The sequence below is a fragment of the Pantoea sp. RSPAM1 genome (assembly GCF_038816185.1).
In the GTDB taxonomy this organism is placed as follows: domain Bacteria; phylum Pseudomonadota; class Gammaproteobacteria; order Enterobacterales; family Enterobacteriaceae; genus Pantoea; species Pantoea ananatis.
The window spans coordinates 3,643,511-3,665,466 of the sequence record NZ_CP046137.1 but is presented as its reverse complement, the minus strand read 5'-3'; the positions used below and the strand labels follow the sequence as shown (position 1 = coordinate 3,665,466).

The 21,956-nt window shown below is 52.6% G+C and carries 17 protein-coding genes, 3 tRNA genes and 3 rRNA genes; 13 read left to right on the top strand and 10 right to left on the bottom strand.

Going from position 1 to position 21,956, the window contains the following annotated elements; genetic code table 11:
- Nucleotides 1-87: 87 nt before the first annotated feature.
- The 3 genes from GKC68_RS17815 to metN are packed head-to-tail and all read right to left on the bottom strand — an operon-like array spanning nucleotide 88 to nucleotide 2,610.
- A complete protein-coding gene (locus GKC68_RS17815) occupies nucleotides 88-903 on the bottom strand; it encodes a MetQ/NlpA family lipoprotein (protein ID WP_014592975.1) in 816 nt (271 codons plus the stop codon).
- Between the two features lie 29 nt (nucleotides 904-932).
- Nucleotides 933-1,586, bottom strand: a complete 654-nt coding sequence (locus GKC68_RS17810) for a methionine ABC transporter permease MetI (RefSeq protein ID WP_006117788.1) — start codon at nucleotides 1,584-1,586, stop codon at nucleotides 933-935.
- Nucleotides 1,579-2,610 carry a methionine ABC transporter ATP-binding protein MetN gene (gene metN / locus GKC68_RS17805; protein ID WP_028722798.1) on the bottom strand — a complete coding sequence of 344 codons (1,032 nt, stop codon included), beginning with the start codon at nucleotides 2,608-2,610 and terminating at the stop codon, nucleotides 1,579-1,581. Before metN ends, GKC68_RS17810 begins: the two co-directional genes overlap by 8 nt.
- Before the next feature lie 189 nt (nucleotides 2,611-2,799).
- Here metN and gmhB point away from each other — a divergent pair, with 189 nt between their 5' ends.
- The 6 genes from gmhB (at nucleotide 2,800) to GKC68_RS17775 (ending at nucleotide 9,256) form a co-directional block, all read left to right on the top strand.
- Nucleotides 2,800-3,360: a D-glycero-beta-D-manno-heptose 1,7-bisphosphate 7-phosphatase gene (gene gmhB, locus GKC68_RS17800; protein ID WP_028722797.1), complete on the top strand. Its 561-nt coding sequence runs from the start codon at nucleotides 2,800-2,802 to the stop codon at nucleotides 3,358-3,360.
- Nucleotides 3,361-3,768: 408 nt separating this feature from the next.
- Nucleotides 3,769-5,310, top strand: a 16S ribosomal RNA gene (locus GKC68_RS17795).
- Between the two features lie 92 nt (nucleotides 5,311-5,402).
- Nucleotides 5,403-5,477: transfer RNA gene (locus GKC68_RS17790), tRNA-Glu, on the top strand.
- A gap of 240 nt (nucleotides 5,478-5,717) precedes the next feature.
- Nucleotides 5,718-8,621: ribosomal RNA gene (locus tag GKC68_RS17785) — 23S ribosomal RNA — on the top strand.
- 207 nt (nucleotides 8,622-8,828) lie between these two features.
- Nucleotides 8,829-8,944: ribosomal RNA gene (gene rrf / locus GKC68_RS17780) — 5S ribosomal RNA — on the top strand.
- The 16S, 23S and 5S rRNA genes sit together here with 2 tRNA genes alongside, the layout of an rRNA operon.
- Nucleotides 8,945-9,179: 235 nt before the next feature.
- Nucleotides 9,180-9,256 (top strand) — tRNA-Asp (locus GKC68_RS17775).
- Nucleotides 9,257-9,369: 113 nt separating this feature from the next.
- On the opposite strand, the gene yafC is transcribed toward GKC68_RS17775, so the two are convergent.
- Entirely contained in the window at nucleotides 9,370-10,308 is a 939-nt protein-coding gene (gene yafC, locus GKC68_RS17770) for a DNA-binding transcriptional regulator YafC (protein ID WP_264239130.1), read from the bottom strand.
- A 284-nt stretch (nucleotides 10,309-10,592) separates the two neighbouring features.
- Here yafC and GKC68_RS17765 point away from each other — a divergent pair, with 284 nt between their 5' ends.
- Complete coding sequence (locus tag GKC68_RS17765; RefSeq protein WP_014606543.1) at nucleotides 10,593-11,384, top strand: endonuclease/exonuclease/phosphatase family protein; 792 nt, start codon at nucleotides 10,593-10,595, stop codon at nucleotides 11,382-11,384.
- A gap of 117 nt (nucleotides 11,385-11,501) precedes the next feature.
- On the opposite strand, the gene mltD is transcribed toward GKC68_RS17765, so the two are convergent.
- Together mltD and gloB are read right to left on the bottom strand one after the other, a co-directional pair.
- On the bottom strand, nucleotides 11,502-12,878 hold the full coding sequence (gene mltD, locus GKC68_RS17760; RefSeq protein ID WP_110145998.1) for a murein transglycosylase D: 1,377 nt from the start codon (nucleotides 12,876-12,878) through the stop codon (nucleotides 11,502-11,504).
- Between the two features lie 71 nt (nucleotides 12,879-12,949).
- Nucleotides 12,950-13,705 (bottom strand): hydroxyacylglutathione hydrolase, encoded by a 756-nt coding sequence (gene gloB / locus GKC68_RS17755; protein ID WP_342656378.1) that lies wholly within the window; start codon nucleotides 13,703-13,705, stop codon nucleotides 12,950-12,952.
- A gap of 42 nt (nucleotides 13,706-13,747) precedes the next feature.
- Here gloB and GKC68_RS17750 point away from each other — a divergent pair, with 42 nt between their 5' ends.
- Entirely contained in the window at nucleotides 13,748-14,482 is a 735-nt protein-coding gene (locus tag GKC68_RS17750; RefSeq protein WP_342656377.1) for a class I SAM-dependent methyltransferase, read from the top strand.
- Here GKC68_RS17750 and rnhA read toward each other — a convergent pair.
- On the bottom strand, nucleotides 14,467-14,934 hold the full coding sequence (gene rnhA / locus GKC68_RS17745) for a ribonuclease HI (protein WP_342656376.1): 468 nt from the start codon (nucleotides 14,932-14,934) through the stop codon (nucleotides 14,467-14,469). The two genes, GKC68_RS17750 and rnhA, sit on opposite strands and share 16 nt — an antisense overlap.
- A 53-nt stretch (nucleotides 14,935-14,987) precedes the next feature.
- Between rnhA and dnaQ the strand changes: the two genes are divergently transcribed.
- Nucleotides 14,988-15,719, top strand: coding sequence for a DNA polymerase III subunit epsilon (dnaQ, locus tag GKC68_RS17740; protein WP_014606539.1), 732 nt, complete (start codon nucleotides 14,988-14,990; stop codon nucleotides 15,717-15,719).
- Between the two features lie 134 nt (nucleotides 15,720-15,853).
- A tRNA-Asp gene (locus tag GKC68_RS17735) sits at nucleotides 15,854-15,930 on the top strand.
- A gap of 234 nt (nucleotides 15,931-16,164) precedes the next feature.
- Here GKC68_RS17735 and GKC68_RS17730 read toward each other — a convergent pair.
- Nucleotides 16,165-17,664: an NCS1 family nucleobase:cation symporter-1 gene (locus GKC68_RS17730; protein WP_047715404.1), complete on the bottom strand. Its 1,500-nt coding sequence runs from the start codon at nucleotides 17,662-17,664 to the stop codon at nucleotides 16,165-16,167.
- Between the two features lie 142 nt (nucleotides 17,665-17,806).
- Between GKC68_RS17730 and GKC68_RS17725 the strand changes: the two genes are divergently transcribed.
- From GKC68_RS17725 to puuE, 3 genes are read left to right on the top strand one after another with little or no spacing between them, the layout of a single operon-like run.
- Complete coding sequence (locus GKC68_RS17725) at nucleotides 17,807-18,529, top strand: GntR family transcriptional regulator (protein ID WP_264228542.1); 723 nt, start codon at nucleotides 17,807-17,809, stop codon at nucleotides 18,527-18,529.
- The gene (hpxA, locus tag GKC68_RS17720) at nucleotides 18,526-19,257 is read left to right on the top strand and encodes an allantoin racemase (RefSeq protein WP_064366706.1); all 732 of its coding nucleotides are present in this window, start codon (nucleotides 18,526-18,528) and stop codon (nucleotides 19,255-19,257) included. Before GKC68_RS17725 ends, hpxA begins: the two co-directional genes overlap by 4 nt.
- 34 nt (nucleotides 19,258-19,291) lie before the next feature.
- Nucleotides 19,292-20,251, top strand: a complete 960-nt coding sequence (puuE, locus tag GKC68_RS17715) for an allantoinase PuuE (protein WP_058705634.1) — start codon at nucleotides 19,292-19,294, stop codon at nucleotides 20,249-20,251.
- A 94-nt stretch (nucleotides 20,252-20,345) separates the two neighbouring features.
- Here the strand turns inward: puuE and GKC68_RS17710 are convergent, their stop codons facing one another.
- The gene (locus GKC68_RS17710) at nucleotides 20,346-21,077 is read right to left on the bottom strand and encodes a class II aldolase and adducin N-terminal domain-containing protein (protein WP_028724109.1); all 732 of its coding nucleotides are present in this window, start codon (nucleotides 21,075-21,077) and stop codon (nucleotides 20,346-20,348) included.
- Between the two features lie 43 nt (nucleotides 21,078-21,120).
- Nucleotides 21,121-21,936, bottom strand: a complete 816-nt coding sequence (locus tag GKC68_RS17705; protein ID WP_028724108.1) for an ABC transporter substrate-binding protein — start codon at nucleotides 21,934-21,936, stop codon at nucleotides 21,121-21,123.
- Nucleotides 21,937-21,956: the final 20 nt, after the last annotated feature.

Genomic DNA, 21,956 nt, shown 5'->3' with positions numbered 1-21,956 from the left:
CAAGGACACGGATAAATAACAAGTCAGCAAAGCGCAATATCAGAAAGGGCGGCTATAAGCCGCCCTGAGGAGAGATGGGAGGCTGAATTACCAGCCTTTAACCGCACCACCGTTAAAGACTTTGTTCGCCGCATCCGCGACCTCGTCAGACTGATAAGCCTGCACGAATTTTTTCACGTTTTCTGCGTCTTTATTGTCCTCACGCGCAACAATCAGGTTCACATACGGTGAGTCTTTATCTTCAACAAAGATGCCATCTTTCGCCGGTGTCAGGCCGATCTGGCTGGCGTAAGTCGTGTTGATGACCGCCAGTGCAATTTGCTGATCGTCCAGCGAACGTGGCAGCTGTGGCGCTTCCAGCTCAACAATCTTCAGGTGCTTCGGATTCTCAACGATATCCAGTGAGGTTGGCAGCAGGCCCACACCGTCTTTCAGCTTAATCAGGCCCACTTTCTGCAGCAGCAGCAGCGAACGACCAAGGTTAGTTGGGTCATTAGGAATGGCAACCTGCGCGCCGTCCTGCAGTTGATCGAGTGATTTGATCTTTTTCGAGTAGCCCGCAATCGGATAAACGAAAGAGTTACCAACGGATACCAGCTTGTAACCACGATCTTTTATTTGTTGATCCAGATACGGTTTATGCTGGAAGGCATTCACATCAATGTCACCTTTGCTCAGTGCTTCGTTAGGCAGCACGTAGTCGTTAAAGGTGACCAGTTCAACATCCAGGCCATACTTATCTTTAGCGACTTTAGCCGCCGCTTCAGCAACCTGCTGTTCTGCGCCGACAATCACGCCCACTTTAATGTGGTTTGGATCTTTGGCTTTTTGATCGCATCCTGCCAGCGCAATCGCGCCAATTAATGCACCCACAGCGGCAATTTTTTTAAATTTGAAAGACATGTCCTTTCCTTAATAGTGATATTGCTTGCTTATTTATGGGACACAGCACGCACGATGCGGTCGCCACAGAATTGTATGAGATACACCAAAACGACTAATAACACTAATACCGTATTCATCACTGTCGCGTTATATCCGATATAACCGTATTGGTAGCCAATCTGTCCCAGACCGCCCGCGCCCACGGCTCCGCCCATAGCAGAGTAGCCGACCAGCGTAATCAACGTGATGGTGGCCGCATTGACAAGGCCGGGCAGGGCTTCGGGCAGCAGCACTTTTCGCACGATTTGCATCGGTGTGGCACCCATGGCGCGTGACGCTTCGATCAATCCGGTTGGCAGTTCCAGCAGGGCGTTCTCAACCATACGAGCAATAAAGGGCGCTGCACCCACGGTCAGTGGCACAATGGCGGCCTGCAAGCCAATAGAGGTGCCAACAATGACGCGAGTAAACGGAATCATCCAGACCAGCAGGATAATAAAGGGAATGGAGCGGAAGATGTTGACCAACGCCGACAGCACCCGATACAAACCTTTGTTTTCAAGAATCTGACCCGGACGGGTCACATAGAGCAGGACGCCTACCGGTAAACCCAGAACGAAGCCGAAAAAGCCAGAGACAAAGGTCATCATCAACGTTTCCCACACGCCGCGCCCCAGCAACGCAATCATCGCTTCAGACATAACCTAGTACCTCTACTTTTACGTGATGTTCCTGCAGCCACTGAATCGCGGCCTGTGTATCGCTTTCGCTGCCGTGAATTTCCGCCAGCATGATGCCGAACTTCACACCGCCGGCATAATCCATCTGCGCACTAATAATGTTGTTGTTGATATTGAAACGACGCGCGGCTTCAGACAGTAAAGGTGCATCGACAGACTGCCCGGTGAATTCCATACGCAGTAAGGGCATGCTGTCTGGGCCTGCTTCAGGTGACAGGCGCTGTTGATAATCGTCCGGAATATCCAGATGCAGCGTTGACTGGATAAACTGTTGTGCCAGCGGCGTTTTAGGATGCGAGAAGACTTCGCTCACGCTGTCCTTTTCAATTAGCTCGCCCTGGCTTATCACTGCGACCTGATCGCAGATGCGTTTTACGACATCCATCTCATGCGTAATCAGCAGAATGGTCAGGCCAAGACGACGGTTAATATCTTTGAGCAATTCAAGAATTGAACGGGTTGTTGCCGGATCGAGCGCGCTGGTGGCTTCATCACAAAGAAGGACTTTGGGGTTGCTTGCCAGCGCACGCGCGATAGCGACGCGCTGTTTCTGACCACCGGAAAGATTTGCTGGCCAGGCGTCGTGTTTATCAGCCAGGCCGACCAGATCCAGTAGCTCGATCACACGCTTTTTAATTTCCTCACGAGAGAGCTGACCCAGCTCTAACGGCAGCGCAACGTTGCCCGCAACCGTGCGTGAGTTCATCAGGTTAAAGTGTTGGAAAATCATGCCGATCTGACGGCGGGCTTGAGTCAGTTGCCGTTCGCCCAGCGCCGTTAAGTCTGCACCGTCAACCAGCACGCGGCCGGAAGTTGGGCGTTCAAGCAGATTCACGCAACGAATGAGCGTGCTTTTACCGGCACCGGATGCACCAATGACGCCATAGATTTGCCCGGCAGGTACGTGCAGGCTGACGTTCGATAATGCCTGTATCGATCGCGAACCTTGCTGGAACACTTTGGTAATATTTTCTAATTTAATCATTACGTTATTTGTTATCGTCTTGCATTGTCCGTGGTCTGGTGTGCTCTCATCACTGAAAGCATGCATAAGCTGGATGGATGGTAAGGCATCCAGACGTCTAAATCAATGGAAGTGATTCAATCAGGCATTCTCCCTTTAATAGCAATCGTGCGATACTGATCGGCAATTTTTTATAGCAGGAGTTTTTACGTGACGAATAAAGTCCCGGCCATTTTTCTCGATCGCGATGGCACCCTCAATGTTGATCACGGCTACGTCCACGAAATCGATAATTTCCAGTTTATTGATGGCGTCATTGAAGCATTGCAACAGTTAAAGAAGATGGGTTTTGCGTTGGTTGTCGTGACTAACCAGTCTGGTATTGCTCGCGGTATGTTTAGCGAAGATCAGTTTATGCGCCTAACCGAGTGGATGGACTGGTCGCTGGCCGATCGGGATATCGACCTTGATGGGATCTATTTCTGCCCGCACCTTCCCGACGCGTCGATTGAAGAATATCGCCAGCAGTGTGACTGCCGTAAGCCTCAGCCAGGAATGTTACTGTCCGCGCAAAAAGAGCTTAACATCGATATGGCGGCTTCTTATATGGTAGGTGACAAACTGGAAGATATGCAGGCCGCCGAGGCAGCCGGCGTAGGGAAGAAAGTCCTTGTGCGCAGCGGTAAGCCGGTCACGGCTGAAGGTGAGGCGCTGGCTGACTGGGTAATAAAGAGTCTTGCCGAGTTACCTGCACGTATTAAAAGCGCGTAAAACAGCCCCTTTGTGCAAATTTCAGACGAACAGCAAAAAAGTGCAAATTTGCACTTGCGCTCTGTGAAAGCTTCCCTATAATGCGCCTCCACTGACACGGCATAACGGCTTACGTAACGCGGTGTTCAGCAGGAGGCTCTCAGGAGTTTCCGTCGGAGAAAAACTTCTGAAAAAAGAGGTTGACTCTGAAGGAGGAAAGCGTAATATACGCCACCTCGCGACAGACGGTTAACCCGCTGTTCGCACCGCTCTTTAACAATTTATCAGACAATCTGTGTGGGCACTCGCAGGATTGATATCAGCGTCTCCGGACGTAAAAAATATCAAGTCTTAAGAGTGAACACGTAATAAATTCATTACGACGTTTTCCTTGAGCATCGCTGCACTGGTTGCAGCAAATCAAACTTTAAATTGAAGAGTTTGATCATGGCTCAGATTGAACGCTGGCGGCAGGCCTAACACATGCAAGTCGGACGGTAGCACAGAGGAGCTTGCTCCTCGGGTGACGAGTGGCGGACGGGTGAGTAATGTCTGGGGATCTGCCCGATAGAGGGGGATAACCACTGGAAACGGTGGCTAATACCGCATAACGTCGCAAGACCAAAGAGGGGGACCTTCGGGCCTCTCACTATCGGATGAACCCAGATGGGATTAGCTAGTAGGCGGGGTAATGGCCCACCTAGGCGACGATCCCTAGCTGGTCTGAGAGGATGACCAGCCACACTGGAACTGAGACACGGTCCAGACTCCTACGGGAGGCAGCAGTGGGGAATATTGCACAATGGGCGCAAGCCTGATGCAGCCATGCCGCGTGTATGAAGAAGGCCTTCGGGTTGTAAAGTACTTTCAGCGGGGAGGAAGGCAGTGAGGTTAATAACCTTACTGATTGACGTTACCCGCAGAAGAAGCACCGGCTAACTCCGTGCCAGCAGCCGCGGTAATACGGAGGGTGCAAGCGTTAATCGGAATTACTGGGCGTAAAGCGCACGCAGGCGGTCTGTTAAGTCAGATGTGAAATCCCCGGGCTTAACCTGGGAACTGCATTTGAAACTGGCAGGCTTGAGTCTCGTAGAGGGGGGTAGAATTCCAGGTGTAGCGGTGAAATGCGTAGAGATCTGGAGGAATACCGGTGGCGAAGGCGGCCCCCTGGACGAAGACTGACGCTCAGGTGCGAAAGCGTGGGGAGCAAACAGGATTAGATACCCTGGTAGTCCACGCCGTAAACGATGTCGACTTGGAGGTTGTTCCCTTGAGGAGTGGCTTCCGGAGCTAACGCGTTAAGTCGACCGCCTGGGGAGTACGGCCGCAAGGTTAAAACTCAAATGAATTGACGGGGGCCCGCACAAGCGGTGGAGCATGTGGTTTAATTCGATGCAACGCGAAGAACCTTACCTACTCTTGACATCCACGGAATTCGGCAGAGATGCCTTAGTGCCTTCGGGAACCGTGAGACAGGTGCTGCATGGCTGTCGTCAGCTCGTGTTGTGAAATGTTGGGTTAAGTCCCGCAACGAGCGCAACCCTTATCCTTTGTTGCCAGCGATTCGGTCGGGAACTCAAAGGAGACTGCCGGTGATAAACCGGAGGAAGGTGGGGATGACGTCAAGTCATCATGGCCCTTACGAGTAGGGCTACACACGTGCTACAATGGCGCATACAAAGAGAAGCGACCTCGCGAGAGCAAGCGGACCTCATAAAGTGCGTCGTAGTCCGGATCGGAGTCTGCAACTCGACTCCGTGAAGTCGGAATCGCTAGTAATCGTGGATCAGAATGCCACGGTGAATACGTTCCCGGGCCTTGTACACACCGCCCGTCACACCATGGGAGTGGGTTGCAAAAGAAGTAGGTAGCTTAACCTTCGGGAGGGCGCTTACCACTTTGTGATTCATGACTGGGGTGAAGTCGTAACAAGGTAACCGTAGGGGAACCTGCGGTTGGATCACCTCCTTACCTGAAGATACTTTCCCGCGAAGTGCTCACACAGATTGTCTGATAGAAAGATAAAGAAGCAAGACGGCTGCGAAGTCGAGACACGCGTATGTGTCCCCTTCGTCTAGCGGTTAGGACTCCGCCCTTTCACGGCGGCAACAGGGGTTCGAATCCCCTAGGGGACGCCACTTGCTTGGTGACAGGTGAAAGGTGTCTCCACAAAGTATCTCAAAACTGGCCTCAGGGTCACGTTTGAGATATTTGCTCTTTAACAATCCGGAACAAGCTGAAAATTTGAAACGACACGGCGTCGCATTCTTCCGTAATAAAGAATGATGACAATGTGTTCGAGTCTCTCAAAAGCTTACAGCTTACAAGCTAACTGTGGTGCCGTTACGGTAAAACAGATAAACGCCTGTGGGTTGTGAGGTTAAGCGACTAAGCGTACACGGTGGATGCCCTGGCAGTCAGAGGCGATGAAGGGCGTGCTAATCTGCGATAAGCGCCGGTAAGGTGATATGAACCGCAATAACCGGCGATACCCGAATGGGGAAACCCAGTGTGACTCGTCACACTATCATGCAGTGAATACATAGCTGTATGAGGCGAACCGGGGGAACTGAAACATCTAAGTACCCCGAGGAAAAGAAATCAACCGAGATTCCCCCAGTAGCGGCGAGCGAACGGGGAGGAGCCCAGAACCATCATCAGCTTGTGCATCAGTGGAAGCGTCTGGAAAGTCGCAGGGTACAGGGTGATACTCCCGTACACAAAGGTGCACAGGCTGTGAGTTCGATGAGTAAGGCGGGACACGTGGTATCCTGTCTGAATATGGGGGGACCATCCTCCAAGGCTAAATACTCCTGACTGACCGATAGTGAACCAGTACCGTGAGGGAAAGGCGAAAAGAACCCCGGCGAGGGGAGTGAAACAGAACCTGAAACCGTGTACGTACAAGCAGTGGGAGCACCTTCGTGGTGTGACTGCGTACCTTTTGTATAATGGGTCAGCGACTTATATTCTGTAGCAAGGTTAACCGTATAGGGGAGCCGCAGGGAAACCGAGTCTTAACTGGGCGTTAAGTTGCAGGGTATAGACCCGAAACCCGGTGATCTAGCCATGGGCAGGTTGAAGGTTGGGTAACACTAACTGGAGGACCGAACCGACTAATGTTGAAAAATTAGCGGATGACCTGTGGCTGGGGGTGAAAGGCCAATCAAACCGGGAGATAGCTGGTTCTCCCCGAAAGCTATTTAGGTAGCGCCTCGTGAACTCATCTCCGGGGGTAGAGCACTGTTTCGGCTAGGGGGCCATCCCGGCTTACCAACCCGATGCAAACTGCGAATACCGGAGAATGTTATCACGGGAGACACACGGCGGGTGCTAACGTCCGTCGTGAAGAGGGAAACAACCCAGACCGCCAGCTAAGGTCCCAAAGTCATGGTTAAGTGGGAAACGATGTGGGAAGGCCCAGACAGCCAGGATGTTGGCTTAGAAGCAGCCATCATTTAAAGAAAGCGTAATAGCTCACTGGTCGAGTCGGCCTGCGCGGAAGATGTAACGGGGCTAAACCATGCACCGAAGCTGCGGCAGCGACACTATGTGTTGTTGGGTAGGGGAGCGTTCTGTAAGCCGTCGAAGGTGTGCTGTGAGGCATGCTGGAGGTATCAGAAGTGCGAATGCTGACATAAGTAACGATAAACAAGGTGAAAAACCTTGTCGCCGGAAGACCAAGGGTTCCTGTTCAACGTTAATCGGAGCAGGGTGAGTCGACCCCTAAGGCGAGGCCGAAAGGCGTAGTCGATGGGAAACAGGTTAATATTCCTGTACTTGGTGTTACTGCGAAGGGGGGACGGAGAAGGCTATATCAGCCGGGCGACGGTTGTCCCGGTTTAAGCGTGTAGGTGTGTGTTCCAGGCAAATCCGGTTCACTTTACACTGAGGCGTGACGACGAGGCACTACGGTGCTGAAGTGATAAATGCCCTGCTTCCAGGAAAAGCCTCTAAGCATCAGGTAACACAAAATCGTACCCCAAACCGACACAGGTGGTCAGGTAGAGAATACCCAGGCGCTTGAGAGAACTCGGGTGAAGGAACTAGGCAAAATGGTGCCGTAACTTCGGGAGAAGGCACGCTGTCGGTAGGTGAAACCCCTCGCGGGTGGAGCTGAAGGCAGTCGAAGATACCAGCTGGCTGCAACTGTTTATTAAAAACACAGCACTGTGCAAACACGAAAGTGGACGTATACGGTGTGACGCCTGCCCGGTGCCGGAAGGTTAATTGATGGGGTTATCCGCAAGGAGAAGCTCTTGATCGAAGCCCCGGTAAACGGCGGCCGTAACTATAACGGTCCTAAGGTAGCGAAATTCCTTGTCGGGTAAGTTCCGACCTGCACGAATGGCGTAATGATGGCCAGGCTGTCTCCACCCGAGACTCAGTGAAATTGAAATCGCTGTGAAGATGCAGTGTACCCGCGGCAAGACGGAAAGACCCCGTGAACCTTTACTACAGCTTGACACTGAACACTGAGCCTTGATGTGTAGGATAGGTGGGAGGCTTTGAAGCGTGGACGCCAGTCTGCGTGGAGCCAACCTTGAAATACCACCCTTTAATGTTTGGTGTTCTAACGTAGGCCCGTAATCCGGGCTGCGGACAGTGTCTGGTGGGTAGTTTGACTGGGGCGGTCTCCTCCCAAAGCGTAACGGAGGAGCACGAAGGTTGGCTAATCCTGGTCGGACATCAGGAGGTTAGTGCAATGGCATAAGCCAGCTTGACTGCGAGAGTGACGGCTCGAGCAGGTGCGAAAGCAGGTCATAGTGATCCGGTGGTTCTGAATGGAAGGGCCATCGCTCAACGGATAAAAGGTACTCCGGGGATAACAGGCTGATACCGCCCAAGAGTTCATATCGACGGCGGTGTTTGGCACCTCGATGTCGGCTCATCACATCCTGGGGCTGAAGTAGGTCCCAAGGGTACGGCTGTTCGCCGTTTAAAGTGGTACGCGAGCTGGGTTTAGAACGTCGTGAGACAGTTCGGTCCCTATCTGCCGTGGGCGCTGGAGAATTGAGGGGGGTTGCTCCTAGTACGAGAGGACCGGAGTGAACGCACCGCTGGTGTCCGGGTTGTCACGCCAGTGGCACTGCCCGGTAGCTAAGTGCGGAAAAGATAAGTGCTGAAAGCATCTAAGCACGAAACTTGCCCCGAGATGAGTTCTCCCTGAGCCTTTAAGGCTCCTGAAGGGACGTTGAAGACGACGACGTTGATAGGCCGGGTGTGTAAGCGCAGCGATGCGTTGAGCTTACCGGTACTAATGACCCGTGAGGCTTAACCTTACAACGCCAGAGGCGTTTTGGTTGAGAGACAGAGAATTTTCAGCATTGTTTCCCGGATAAAGAATCTGCGGAAACGCACGATTTTGCGGCGTGACAAGGCGCAGAGCGAAGACATCAGCGGGAGCATACAGAAGTATGTGACCGGTGTGGCTGAGCGATGGCAACGCGGTCACGGTGTAAAAGAGGCGTTTCGGCACAAAGAATTTGCCTGGCGGCTGTAGCGCGGTGGTCCCACCTGACCCCATGCCGAACTCAGAAGTGAAACGCCGTAGCGCCGATGGTAGTGTGGGGTCTCCCCATGCGAGAGTAGGGAACTGCCAGGCATCAAATTGAACGACCTGCACGTGACTTCGGGCAGTTCACTACTCAACAGAGTAGGACAAAAGCGAACGCTTTTGAACGCTGCGAGGCAGCGGCCCGAAGGGTGAATCACAGCGTGATTCATAAACTGCAAGGCATCAAATTGAGACCAGTACGCTGGTCGTGACCTTACCGGTGACGCGGAAGGGCGATATACCTGATATCAGAACGTTTTTCTGACGTCAGTACAGAATCGGTGGAGCGGTAGTTCAGTTGGTTAGAATACCTGCCTGTCACGCAGGGGGTCGCGGGTTCGAGCCCCGTCCGTTCCGCCACTTAATTGGAAAGCCCTGACTTAACAGTCAGGGCTTTTTCCATTTCTGAGCCAAAATAATTGCCATTACTCTTTCATACTGCAACGCCTCAAAGTCTGTAACGAGCGCAGCCTTCAGGGCTTTATAGAGAGGTGTTGCTGCAAATCGTTCTGCACATGCCAGGGCTGTCTGAGCACCCACTCACTGAGAAAATCAATAAAGGCACGCACGCGCTGGGTTACGCCGAGATCGCTGTAATATACGGCGTTAAAGGGCATCTCAACCGGCAAACGCTGATCGGCCATGATCTCCACCAGGCGGCCTTCTTCAATTTCTTTATGCACCATGTAATCTGACAGACAGGCGATACCATTCCCTTCCAGGCAAAGCTGCTTGATGGTCTCTCCGCTGTTTGAATCGAGCTCAGAACGAATGCCATAAAGTTCGCCGCTCTCACAGGCCACAGGCCAACGATTAAGACGCGGTGCATCAATAAAACCAAGACACTGATGATTATCCAGATCGGCCGCCCGCAAAGGTATACCGTGTTTTTTCAAATAGTCGGGAGACGCAATGAGACGGCGATAGCTGATAAAAAGCAGTCGCGCTCTGAGACCAGAATCCGTCAGGCTGCCTGCCCGAATTGCCACATCGACTTTTCGCTCAATCAGGTTGATAAAGTTTTCAGAAGAAATCAGCGAAAGCGCGATGTCCGGATAGCGCTCCCGAAAGGCCTTTATCATCGGCATGATGAGATGCAATATGACTGGCGTAGCTGCGTCTATCCGCAACAGCCCTTTGGGCACATCACGGCTTTCCATCAACTCGTTTTCCGCCGCGGTCATCACCTGAAGAAAATGTTGGACCTGCTGAAAATAACGTTCCCCTTCCTGCGTTAATGCAAGATTGCGGGTCGTTCGCGTAAGTAAAGCCAGCCCCAGCTTAGTTTCCAGCTTCTTAATCGTGCGGCTTACGGCAGAGTTGGCCATCTCTAAGGTCTCGGCAGCCCGGCTGAAGCTTCCACTTTCAACCACGCTCACAAATACTTTCAGTTCTTCAGACGATGCCTTCATGGTGTCTCTTCACGCCAAATGGCCTGTAGGCCGATAGAACAGTTATTAAAGCACAGCACTGACCAGGCCCCTTGACGCGAAAGGCTTTTTCCCGATAAGACAGATGATGAATTATGCCGCGCTTGAGCGGAACGGCCCACAAGGCAGCGTATCAATACAGCCCGTTATGATTAAAATAAACAGAGCGGGTTTGGAACAATCGGCAGCATCCATTGAAACCGCGTACTAAAATCCCTATAACAGATAAGTCATACGACTTTTTGAACGATTAGCCAGGCGGGAAAGTGCGCAAAAAAACCTACGCGATGAGATATGTAGCCGGACAGCCAGCGGAGAGGATCTTTCCCCCGGGTGCAATGTTTCATCTCGGCCAGGCGCTGCCTCCCGGCGCGCCGCTCCCCGCTCACCCCAATCTTAAAGTGCTGGTATGGAATATCTTTAAACAGCAGCGTGCCGACTGGATGTCCGTACTGGAAGGCTTTGGTAAAGATGCGCATCTGGTTCTGCTCCAGGAAGCGCAAACCACGCCCGAGCTTATCCGGTTTGCGACCAGCAACTATCTGGCGGCCGATCAGGTTCCGGCATTCGTGTTGCCGCAGCATCCCTCTGGCGTGATGACACTGGCTTCCGCTCACCCAGTCTACTGTTGCCCTTTGCGCGAGCGAGAGCCGCTTCTGAGGCTCTCTAAATCGGCTTTAGTCACGGCCTATCCGTTACCCACGGGTGAAACGCTTATGGTCGTCAACATTCATGCCGTAAACTTTAGTCTGGGCGTGGATGTCTACAGTAAACAACTTGGGCCTATTGGCGAACAGATCGTTCACCACCGTGGTCCGGTTATCATGGCTGGCGATTTCAATGCGTGGAGTCGTCAACGGATTAACGCGCTTTACCGGTTTGCTCATCAGATGCAGCTGGAAGAGGTGATGTTCACCGCGGACCATCGACGTAAAGCCTTTGGCCGGCCGTTAGATTTCGTCTTCTATCGCGACATGCACGTTAGTGAGGCGTCAGTGCTGGTGACGCGCGCATCCGATCATAATCCTTTACTGGTCGAATTTAACGCCAGTCGGTGAGGGGAATCGCGGAGAGGCATTCTGTCAGGAGGAGAGGGCGAAACGCCAGAAGATCATGCAAAGCGCAGTAGAATCGAATAAGAAAAAAGGCTGACATTTGTCAGCCTTTTCAACGTATCAGGTATCTGGCGTTGCGTTATTCTTAACAAACAACGTTAGCTCATCGCCAGGCTGAATATCTTTTGCGCTACTCACAACACTGTTCCAGCGCATCACGTCTTTAATATTCACGCCGTGACGGCGGGCGATACTGTCAAGAGAATCACCCTTACGAACACGATAGGTGATGCTGTTGCCATTATCCGCCAGGCTCGTGCCGTTCGAACCAACGGTCAGTATCTGACCCGGACGAATGCTGGCACTGCGCAGGTTATTTTGCTGCTTCAGTGTGGTAACGCTGACGCCTAACTTATTGGCAATGCCCGACAGGGTATCGCCGCTTCGCACTTTGTAGCCACCATCATTACTGGCCTTCGCCAGTTGGGTGGGCTGCACTGCAGAGATATCACCAGAAGCCAGTGAATCCCGCAACTGTGCGACGTTAGCTTTCGGCACCATAATGTAGTGTGGCCCATTAGGTGCTGTCGCACCGCCTTTGTACCCGGTATTGAAGCTCTTCAACTTAGTGAGCGACATACCGGCCATTTCAGCGGCTTGCGTCAGTTTAATCTGCTGACCCACTTCAACGCGTGCCAGTGCACGGTTTTCGTTAGGCGTCGGCAGTTTGATACCGTAACGCTTGTTGTTCTTAAGCAACTCGCTCAAGGCCAACATTTTTGGCACATAAACCGTGGTTTCACGTGGAAGCGAAAGATGCCAGAAGTCGGTAGGCTTACCGCGTGCCTTGTTCTGCTTAATCGCTTTGAGCACACGTCCTTCGCCACTGTTGTAGGCCGCAACTGTCAGAAGCCAGTCACCACCGAACATGGTATTTAGACGCTGCATCATATCCAGCGCTACTTTGGTTGAAGCGACTACATCGCGTCGACCATCGTAGTAACGGTTTTGTTTTAAACCATAGTTTCGACCCGTACTGCCAACAATCTGCCAGATGCCAGCGGCATTTGCAGATGACGTTGCGTGAGGATCAAAAGCGCTCTCCACTATGGGTAGCAGTACTAGTTCCATCGGCATCTTACGTTTCTTAATCTGCTCGACTATCCAGTACATGTACGGCTCTGCCCGTAATGTTACATCGTGGAGATAGCTCTTATTTTTTAAAAACTTTAATTTCTGTTCGCGGATCCGGGGGTTTTCCGGAATCCCCATCTTCAACTCGTCACTAATGAAACTCCAGAGATCACTATCTTCTGCGAGGCCAGTTCCATCTTCCTGCCATCGCGGCGATAAAAGTCGATCACCGTACTTTCCATTTTCACTTTGACCAGCTGAAGACAGACTCTGTGCATGCTGTTCGGGGATATTGGCGTCATTCCGTGATGCCTGACATCCTACCAGCAAGACCGAGGCGAGTAATATCGCTTTAGCCTTCATGTGTGTGTCAATAGTTCGCTTAAAAGACGAGCAACTATACGTGACGGTCCTTCACAACACAACCTGAAAAATCAAAAATGGTCTTTCTTCTCGCGTAGAACCGCAAATGTCTTCCATACAGGCTCTACCTCTGAATCAACGCTCAAAGCATGTTGTAAATCAGGATCTTGCGTTCTGAGAAATAAATTTATCACACGCTCGTGAGCCAGTTTTGTAGGTAAAGTAATGCGATTTTCGGCCCGTAAGTCCTTAATTTTATGGTATTCAGCCGTTATTTGCGGATCGTGGGGTAAAATTGCAGCAGCAAACTTCAAATTGGATAAAGTATATTCATGTGCACAGCACACCAGGGTATCCTCTGGTAGTTGGTTAAGCTTCTGAAAAGACTCAAACATTTGCTCTGGCGTACCTTCAAATAATCTACCGCAGCCGCCCGAAAACAGAGTGTCACCGCAGAAAAGATAAGGCGAACTGTAATATGAGATATGTCCTAAAGTGTGTCCCGGCGTAGCGATAACCTCGAAAGACAGGCCCAGAACGTTAAATTTATCCCCTTCGCTAACCCGAATGGTTGCACCTTTGTTCGCTGTTTCTTGCGGACCATAAACGGCAATGTCAGGAAAATGTTCGCAGAGGGTTTTAACACCGCCTGTGTGGTCATTATGATGATGGGTTAACAAAATCGCTTCAGGCTGCCAGCCGTTAGCTTTGATCTTCTCCAGTACCGGCTGAGCTTCACCGGGATCGACAATCAGGCATTTTCCGTTGTCATCTGTTAACGTCCAGATGTAGTTATCTTGTAATGCAGGAATACTGGTAAGATTCATAGATACCTCTCGCTGGCCGTATAAAAAGGAAAATGGTAAAGCATGAAGCCCGCTAAAACACGCCAAATCCTGAACGCGCCACGCTCATGGCACGATATGCCCTGGGGCGTCTATTTCCGCGATGCGCTTACACAGCAGCTTCAGCCTTACCTGGGAAAGCTGTACGGCTTTCATATGCTTAAGCTTGGCAACCTCAGCGCAGAAATCAATACGGAAAATTGTGCTATCTCACATCAGGTCAGTGTAGGCACTGAAGGGGGACAGCTACAGGTGCTGGCAAATCCGGCACAGCTGCCGTTTGAATCGAAGTCTGTTGATGCCTGTTTACTGGCCCACACGTTATCCTGGAGTCAGGATCCGCATCGGATATTGCGCGAGGTTGATCGCGTTCTGATCGATGACGGCTGGATGATCATCAGTGGCTTTAATCCGTTCAGTCTGCTGGGCATCAGTAAGATGGTGCCGGGCATCCAGCGTAAAGCGCCCTGGAGCAGTCGAATGTTTAGTCAGATGCGATTACTGGACTGGCTGGGCTTGCTAAATTACGAAGTGGTTTACCGCACGCGTTTCCAGGTGCTGCCCTGGCATCGGCAGGGGGGGAAAATGATCAGCGCCCATCTTCCCGCGTTAGGTTGCCTGAACATTGTTGTGGCGCGTAAACGAAGTTTTCCCCTTACGCCTACCAAGGCGCGGTTGAGCCTGAGCAAAAGACAATTGCCCCAGACGGTCAACGCGACGCGCCAGTTCCGACACGTCAAAGATCAGGATTCTGGCTGATAGCCAATATCATCAAAGGCCGGATTGTTCGCTGCGCTGCGCGCCAGTTCATCACAGCGTTCGTTTTCGGGATGGCCGTCATGGCCTTTAACCCATTCCCACTGAATCTGGTGTGTGCTGAGCGCGGTATCCAGCCGTTGCCACAAATCGACGTTCTTAACCGGCTTCTTCTCAGCCGTTTTCCAGCCACGCTTTTTCCAGTTGTGTATCCATTGTGTTATACCCTGGCGCACATACTGACTGTCGGTACTTAACACCACATCGCAGGGTTGCGTCAGGGCTTCCAGTGACACGATGGCCGCCATTAACTCCATGCGATTATTGGTGGTCAGGCGATAACCTGCACTGAAGGTTTTTTCATGCTGCCCGTAACGCAAAATTGCGCCATAACCACCGGGACCCGGGTTGCCGAGACAAGATCCATCGGTGAAAATCTCTACCTGTTTACGCATCTCTGGTAGACTTCCTTCTGACAAAACGCCAAGTCTGACATAAAACGAGGCCTATGAGCACTGCAAATAACCGTCAAATTGTTCTCGATACTGAAACCACCGGTATGAATATGATCGGGGTACATTATGAAGGTCACCGCATCATTGAGATTGGTGCCGTCGAAGTCATTAACCGTCGCCTGACCGGCAATAACTTCCATATGTATCTCAAGCCCGACAGGCTGGTGGATCCGGAAGCGTTTGGCGTTCACGGTATCGCCGATGAATTCCTGCTGGATAAGCCGACCTTCAGCGATATTGCCGATGAGTTTCTCGATTACATCCGCGGTGCGGAGTTGGTCATTCATAACGCGTCGTTTGATATCGGCTTTATGGATTACGAATTCGGTAAACTGCAGCGCGGTATCGAGAAAACCGAAACCTTCTGCAAGATTACCGACAGCCTGGCAATGGCGCGCCGTATGTTTCCCGGCAAGCGTAACAGCCTTGATGCGCTGTGCTCACGTTACGAAATAGATAACAGCAAGCGTACGCTGCACGGCGCACTGCTGGATGCCGAGATACTGGCCGAAGTTTTCTTAACGATGACCGGCGGGCAAACTTCGCTGTCGTTCTCATCGGAAGAGGAACGAGCACGTCAGCAGCAGAGCGAAGGTATTCAGCGTATTGCTCGCCCCAGCTCGGGATTGCGTGTGGTTACCGCCAGCGATGAGGAAGTTAACCAGCATGAGTCCCGGTTAGATCTGATTATGAAGAAGGGCGGCAGCTGTCTGTGGCGCGCCTGAGTCGCAAAGATTTGTGTGTAAAATCAACATTGGGGCGAAAATAGCAGCAAACAGAATGTCGCACAGGGAAAAGCGTTGACGCGTACTCATGTTGTGATTAATATGCGCCTCGTTCCCGACGGGGAACAAAGCGCGGAGCGGTAGTTCAGTTGGTTAGAATACCTGCCTGTCACGCAGGGGGTCGCGGGTTCGAGCCCCGTCCGTTCCGCCAAATTTCGACGCCATGCTGGTTACCAGCATGGCGTTTTTGCTTTCTGGTACCCGCGCATTTTCGCCTTTCTCCTGCCAGCCTGTCTTTACTTGCTATCGTTGGTTGCGCTGCCGCTTCCTGCCAGTCTGGCATGTCAGACATTGATGTATCCCTCATGCCTGGGATGCCGGGACCGAACTTGTCAATCCGCCCTCGTCGGGACAGGCGGATTAGCACCACCCTGGCCAGCAGAACTTACTCTTTCTGCATCACGACGGCACCAGACGGAATCGTAACTTCGTTTTCAGCCACTTGCTTTTCTCGCGCCACTAACCAGTAGCAGCTTGCCGCCAGCGCCACGCCGATAAACCAGCTAAAGTTGGCCACCTGATGCAGGGAAGGGATAAAACTGATCACCAGACAGATAGCGACTGAGGGCAGCAAAGCGATGATGGCCTTCGGGTTGAATCCACCGCGATACCAGTAGCGCCCCTGCGGTGTGGCATCAAACAGATCGTCTACTGAAATACGGCCGCCCTTAATCAGATAAAAATCAGCTAACAGAATGCCAAACAGCGGCCCGATAAACGAACCCAGTACGTCGAGCGTGTAGTGAATCAGCTCAGGAGACTGAAACAGATTCCACGGTGTGAGCAGGACCGATCCGACTGCCGCAATCATGCCACCGGTGCGGAAACTGATTTTCTGCGGCGAACAGTTTGAAAAATCGAAAGCAGGCGAGACAAAGTTCGCCACGATGTTGATACCGATCGTTGCGGTGATCATGGTCAGTAAGCCAATCGCCACGGCTAAATCGCTGCCGACCATGCTGACGGTTTCAATAGGATCGGTAATCATCTTGCCAAACAGGGATTGAGTGCCCGACACAATGACAACGGTCACGATGGAGAACAGCAGAAAGTTGAAGGGCAGTCCCCAGCGGTTACCCCGGCGGATCTCGCCCATGCTTTTGCCATAGCGGGAAAAGTCACCAAAGTTCAGCAGCGGGCCTGAGAAGTAAGACACCACTAATGCCGTTGCCGTAATCATCTGCCAGGTTTGTTCACCTGCCGACAGCGACTTGCTGGCCAGCGTAAAGGAGATACCGTCAAAACCTGTTTTGTATACAATCCAACCCGCCAGTGCCAGCATCACCACATACACTGCGGGGCCTGCGATGTCTATAAAGCGCTTAATCGCACTCATGCCATGCCAGAAGACCATAGCCTGCAGAACCCACATCACGCCAAAGCAGTACCAGCCCAGCTGCGATAAACCAAGCCAGTGGCTGTGGGTCAGGCTTTCAAGCGACGGATAAAACTTCAGCAGCACCAGCATCAGCGCGTTTGCTGCCAGCCAGGTCTGAATACCGTACCAGGCAAATGCAATCAGGCCGCGGATCACTGCCGGAATATTAGCCCCGAAGACACCAAATGCCTGACGACAAATAACCGCATAAGGCACACCGGCCATCTGGCTCGGTTTAGCGACCAGGTTGGCGCAGAGCTGAACAATGCAGATCCCCGCCAGCAGGCAGAGCAGCACCTGCCAGCTCGCCAGGCCCAACGTGAAGAAGCTCGCCGCTACCACATAGCCGCCCATGCTGTGTACGTCCGACATCCAGAAAGAAAAGATGTTGTACCAGGACCAGTTTTGATGGCGCGTAGGTGCCAGGTCTTCATTACAGAGCTTTGGACTGTATGCTTTCCCGGCTTCAGAGGCCGATGTGCTACCCACCGTTGAATGATTTGGCATGAAACCTGCTCCTCTCAAAGACACGAATAAAATAACCTTGTGAAATGACTTTGCAGGATCCAGGCCAAATTTGTTTTTTGTATACAAAATTTATTTTTAACGTATACGATAAGTGACGCAACGCTGTTTACCGGAGCAGGTAATGAAGAGTGAAAAAGGCCAGAGAACGGCGGCCGATCTGCATGATAAAGATGAACCTATCTATCAGGCGTTAATGAACGCCATTGTCGAACACCAACTGCCGCCCGGCAGCAAATTGCCGGAAGAGGCGCTTTCAGAGGTCTTCGGCGTCAGCCGCACGGGCATCCGTAAAGTGTTGCAGCGCCTTGCTGCGGTGCAAATGGTTACGCTTACGCCCAAACGTGGTGCACATGTTGCTACGCCCGGCGTTGATGAAGCCCGTGATATATTCCGTACCCGTTGTTTACTCGAGTGCGCCAATCTTCCCGCTGTGCTGGAACATATGCAGCCGCCTCACCTTGCCGGGCTGGCTGCGCTGGTCGCCCAGGAAAAGGCGGCCATCGAACATTACGATGGCCCTGCGGCGATTCGTCTCTCGGCGGCATTTCATATTCAGCTGCAGGCGATTTCCGGCAATCAGGTGTTAACCGATCTTGTTACGCGCCTGGCGCAGCGATCGTCTCTGGTGATTGCCGCGTGGGGCGCGCCGTGGCAACGTGGTTGTCGCTGTGATGATCACGATCGTTTGTTACAGCTGCTACGTGAAAAGGCCTTGGTGCCGCTCACTGACTCACTGCAGCACCACTTTGAGCACATTGTTTCCAGCCTGCATTTCGAACGCGGCGGTGAAACCTTGCCCGATTTCACCCGGTTATTTTCGGGTCACAAAGGAGCTGTATCATGAGCCTGATTCAGGTTATCAATCCCAATACCAGCCGGGCGATGACGGAAACCATCGCTCAGGCAGCTCGCGCTGTTGCCGCGCCCGGTACGGACATCCTCGCCGTGTGCCCTTCGCAGGGCGTGCCCTCCATCGAAGGGCATTTCGATGAGGCGATTGCGGCGATAGGCGTACTGGAGCAGGTGAAAATTGGCAGAGCACAGGGCGTCAGTGGTCACGTGATTGCCTGTTTTGGCGATCCGGGGCTGCTGGCGGCACGTGAACTGGCCAGCGGTCCGGTCATCGGCATCGCAGAAGCGGCCATGCATACGGCCACGCTGGTGGCAACGCGTTTCTCGATCGTCACCACGTTGCCGCGCACGCTGGTCATCGCGCGACATTTACTTCAACAGTATGGCTTTACCCACCATTGTGCGGCCTTACATGCTATCGATTTACCCGTGCTGGCGCTGGAGGATGGCAGCGGGCTGGCACAGGAGAAAGTGCGCCAGCGCTGTATCCAGGCAAAACGGGAAGATGGCTGTGGGGCGATTGTTCTAGGCTGCGGCGGCATGGCAACGTTGGCGGCATCGCTCACACAGGAGCTGGAGATGCCGGTGATTGATGGCGTCAGTGCGGCGGTAAAAATGGTGGAATCGCTGGTGGCGCTGGGATTTGGTACCAGCAAACAGGGCGATTTGGCTTATCCTTTACACAAACCCCTCTCGGGTGCCTTTCAGCACCTAAACTAAGCAGATGTTCCCGTTCACCGACAGGATGCAAGTTATGACTGAAAGCCAGGATAAGAAAACCTACAGCTTCAATAAAAATTACCCGCGCGATCTCATCGGTTATGGCGCGAATCCTCCTCATGCGGCCTGGCCCAAAAAAGCGCGGGTGGCGGTGCAGTTTGTGCTTAACTACGAGGAAGGGGCCGAGAACAGCGTATTACATGGCGACACGGGGTCAGAGCAGTTCCTGTCTGACATCATTGGTGCCGCCAGCTATCCCGATCGTCACATGTCGATGGAATCGCTGTACGAATACGGTTCCCGGGCCGGTTTCTGGCGCATTCATAACGAGTTTCAGAAGCGAGGATTACCCCTCACCGTGTTCGGTGTGGCGATGGCGCTGGCGCGTCATCCGGAAATCGTAAACGCCATTAAACAGGCGAAGTACGACGTGGTCAGTCACGGCTGGCGCTGGATCCACTATCAGGGCATCGATGCTAAAACCGAGCGTCAGCACATGCAGCAGGCGGTGGATGTGTTAACGGATCTGTTTGGTCAGGCGCCGACGGGCTGGTACACCGGACGCGACAGCCCGAATACGCGTCGTCTGGTGGTCGAACAGGGCGGATTCAGTTACGACAGCGACTATTATGGCGACGATCTGCCCTTCTGGACACAGGTTACCTGTCAGGATGGTACGGTAAAACCGCATCTGATCATTCCCTATACGCTCGAATGTAACGATATGCGCTTTGCATCGCCCCAGGGCTTTAACACTGCAGAGCAGTTCTTCACATATTTGCGCGATACGTTCGACGTGTTGTATGAAGAGGGCGAGACCGCGCCTAAAATGATGTCGGTGGGGATGCACTGCCGCCTGTTAGGGCGCCCGGGAAAATTCCGCGCGCTACAAAACTTCCTTGACCACATTCAGCAGCATAAGGATGTGTGGATCTGTACCCGGCAGCAGATTGCCGAGCACTGGATAAAAACGCATCCCGCTTCAGAAGCGTAATCGCTTCCGGGCGGCAGGCGCGTGGCGGCAGAAGGCTGTCGCCACGCGCTGTCTCTGTTGCTGTCACCTGCGTGACCACCGTGCGTGGCAGCGCTCAGTCGCACAGAGCGGGATCGGCCTCAATCACCAACTGCTTCATCTCCTCGAAATGCCGCAGAGAGAAGTCGGGAATACCTTCCCAGTCGCGGGCCGTTTTCTCCGCGACCTCATCGCTCAGAACTTTCAAGGGTTGCCCGGTAGACCAGGCGGTGACCAAAATCTGGCAGGCGCGCTCTAGCGTCCAGATGTCATCAAAGGCCTCGCCAATGGTCTGGGCGGTAACCATGACGCCGTGATTGCCCATTAACAGACGGCGCTTATCGGTCAGCAGGCTGGCCAGACGTGCGCCTTCCTCTTTCGTATCGGCCATGCCACCGTATAACGTATCTACCGCGATGCGGTTGAAGTAGCGCGCGCTGTTTTGATCGACAGGCGGAATGTGCGGCTGCGCCAGGCAGGCAACGCTGGTGGTGTAAATCGGATGCAGATGCATCACGACCCGGGTTTCTGGCAGCCGCTGATGAATTTGCCCATGAATGGACCAGGCGGTGGCATCAACATCATCCCACTCAGCACAGGATGCATCTTCAGCATTGAGCAGCAGTAAATCGCTGGCGCGAAGGCGTGAAAAGTGTTTCCACTTTGGGTTCATCAGAAACTGCTTACCATCCGGTGAAACAGCGGCACTGAAATGATTCGCTACCGCCTCATGCATGCCCAGGTGGGCAATAATGCGGAAGGCTGCCGCCAGATCGATACGCGTTTGTTCTTCGAACGAAAGCGCCATATTACCTCCTGAAAATGAACGCGTGCCCGGCACGCGTTTGAGATTAAGGCTTAGGCATCAAGGTCTTGAGATCGTCCGCCGTCGGCGCTTCAAAATGGTATTTTTTGAGCAGTGCGGCATACTCTGGCGTTTTACTGTAGGCTTCCAGCGCCGCAACCAGGGCCTGTTTCACCTCCGTATTGTCCTTCTTCACGCCGAAACCGTTTAAGACGGGATAGATGAGCGTGGTGGAAGATATCTGGATGCGATCGCCCAGCTTCTGGACAACGCCACGCGCCACTGCGGCATCGGTGATCTGCGCTTCCACCGCATGGGAAAGCATCGCCTGGGTCGTCTGAGGATCGGTCGCATATTCGCTGATCGCGATAGGGGGCTTACCGTTTTTCACACAGTAATCATCGGACAGTTTATGCAACTGCTGCAGCCATGAGGTGGCGCCCATCGAGCCAATTTTATGGCCGCAGAATGCTTCAGGCGTTTTGGGTTGATAATCACTTCCCTTCAGCGACAGGATAGCCTCGCCGCTTTTCAGGTAGGGAATCATGTCGATCACTTTCATGCGTTCGGCGGTGATATACATCGACGAGTTAGTGATATCGAACCGGTTACTCTGTAAACCGGTGATCAGGTTAGGAAAACGGGTATCAATATTCACGGCCTGACGGCCCATCACTTTTGCCAGACCATCCAGAAACTCAATGTCAAAGCCAGCGGGTTTATTATCCTTCATGTATTCATACGGAAAGAAGGTCATATCCGATCCGGCGATGATTTTACCTGGTTGTAAAAAGGCTGAGGCGTTAAATGACGCCAGGACAGCGCCTGCGGCAAGCAGACTTAATACACATGTTTTCATCATTATTATCTCTCTGTTAGGCG

Excerpts from the sequence above, each read along its gene's own strand:
- GKC68_RS17705 (WP_028724108.1), bottom strand. The coding sequence starts at position 21,936 with ATGATGAAAACATGTGTATTAAGTCTGCTTGCCGCAGGCGCTGTCCTG.
- puuE (WP_058705634.1), top strand. The coding sequence starts at position 19,292 with ATGACTGAAAGCCAGGATAAGAAAACCTACAGCTTCAATAAAAATTAC.
- GKC68_RS17810 (WP_006117788.1), bottom strand. The coding sequence starts at position 1,586 with ATGTCTGAAGCGATGATTGCGTTGCTGGGGCGCGGCGTGTGGGAAACG.
- GKC68_RS17815 (WP_014592975.1), bottom strand. The coding sequence starts at position 903 with ATGTCTTTCAAATTTAAAAAAATTGCCGCTGTGGGTGCATTAATTGGC.
- GKC68_RS17725 (WP_264228542.1), top strand. The coding sequence starts at position 17,807 with ATGAAGAGTGAAAAAGGCCAGAGAACGGCGGCCGATCTGCATGATAAA.
- dnaQ (WP_014606539.1), top strand. The coding sequence starts at position 14,988 with ATGAGCACTGCAAATAACCGTCAAATTGTTCTCGATACTGAAACCACC.
- rnhA (WP_342656376.1), bottom strand. The coding sequence starts at position 14,934 with ATGCGTAAACAGGTAGAGATTTTCACCGATGGATCTTGTCTCGGCAAC.
- gloB (WP_342656378.1), bottom strand. The coding sequence starts at position 13,705 with ATGAATCTTACCAGTATTCCTGCATTACAAGATAACTACATCTGGACG.
- GKC68_RS17750 (WP_342656377.1), top strand. The coding sequence starts at position 13,748 with ATGAAGCCCGCTAAAACACGCCAAATCCTGAACGCGCCACGCTCATGG.
- GKC68_RS17730 (WP_047715404.1), bottom strand. The coding sequence starts at position 17,664 with ATGCCAAATCATTCAACGGTGGGTAGCACATCGGCCTCTGAAGCCGGG.
- metN (WP_028722798.1), bottom strand. The coding sequence starts at position 2,610 with ATGATTAAATTAGAAAATATTACCAAAGTGTTCCAGCAAGGTTCGCGA.
- hpxA (WP_064366706.1), top strand. The coding sequence starts at position 18,526 with ATGAGCCTGATTCAGGTTATCAATCCCAATACCAGCCGGGCGATGACG.
- yafC (WP_264239130.1), bottom strand. The coding sequence starts at position 10,308 with ATGAAGGCATCGTCTGAAGAACTGAAAGTATTTGTGAGCGTGGTTGAA.
- GKC68_RS17710 (WP_028724109.1), bottom strand. The coding sequence starts at position 21,077 with ATGGCGCTTTCGTTCGAAGAACAAACGCGTATCGATCTGGCGGCAGCC.
- mltD (WP_110145998.1), bottom strand. The coding sequence starts at position 12,878 with ATGAAGGCTAAAGCGATATTACTCGCCTCGGTCTTGCTGGTAGGATGT.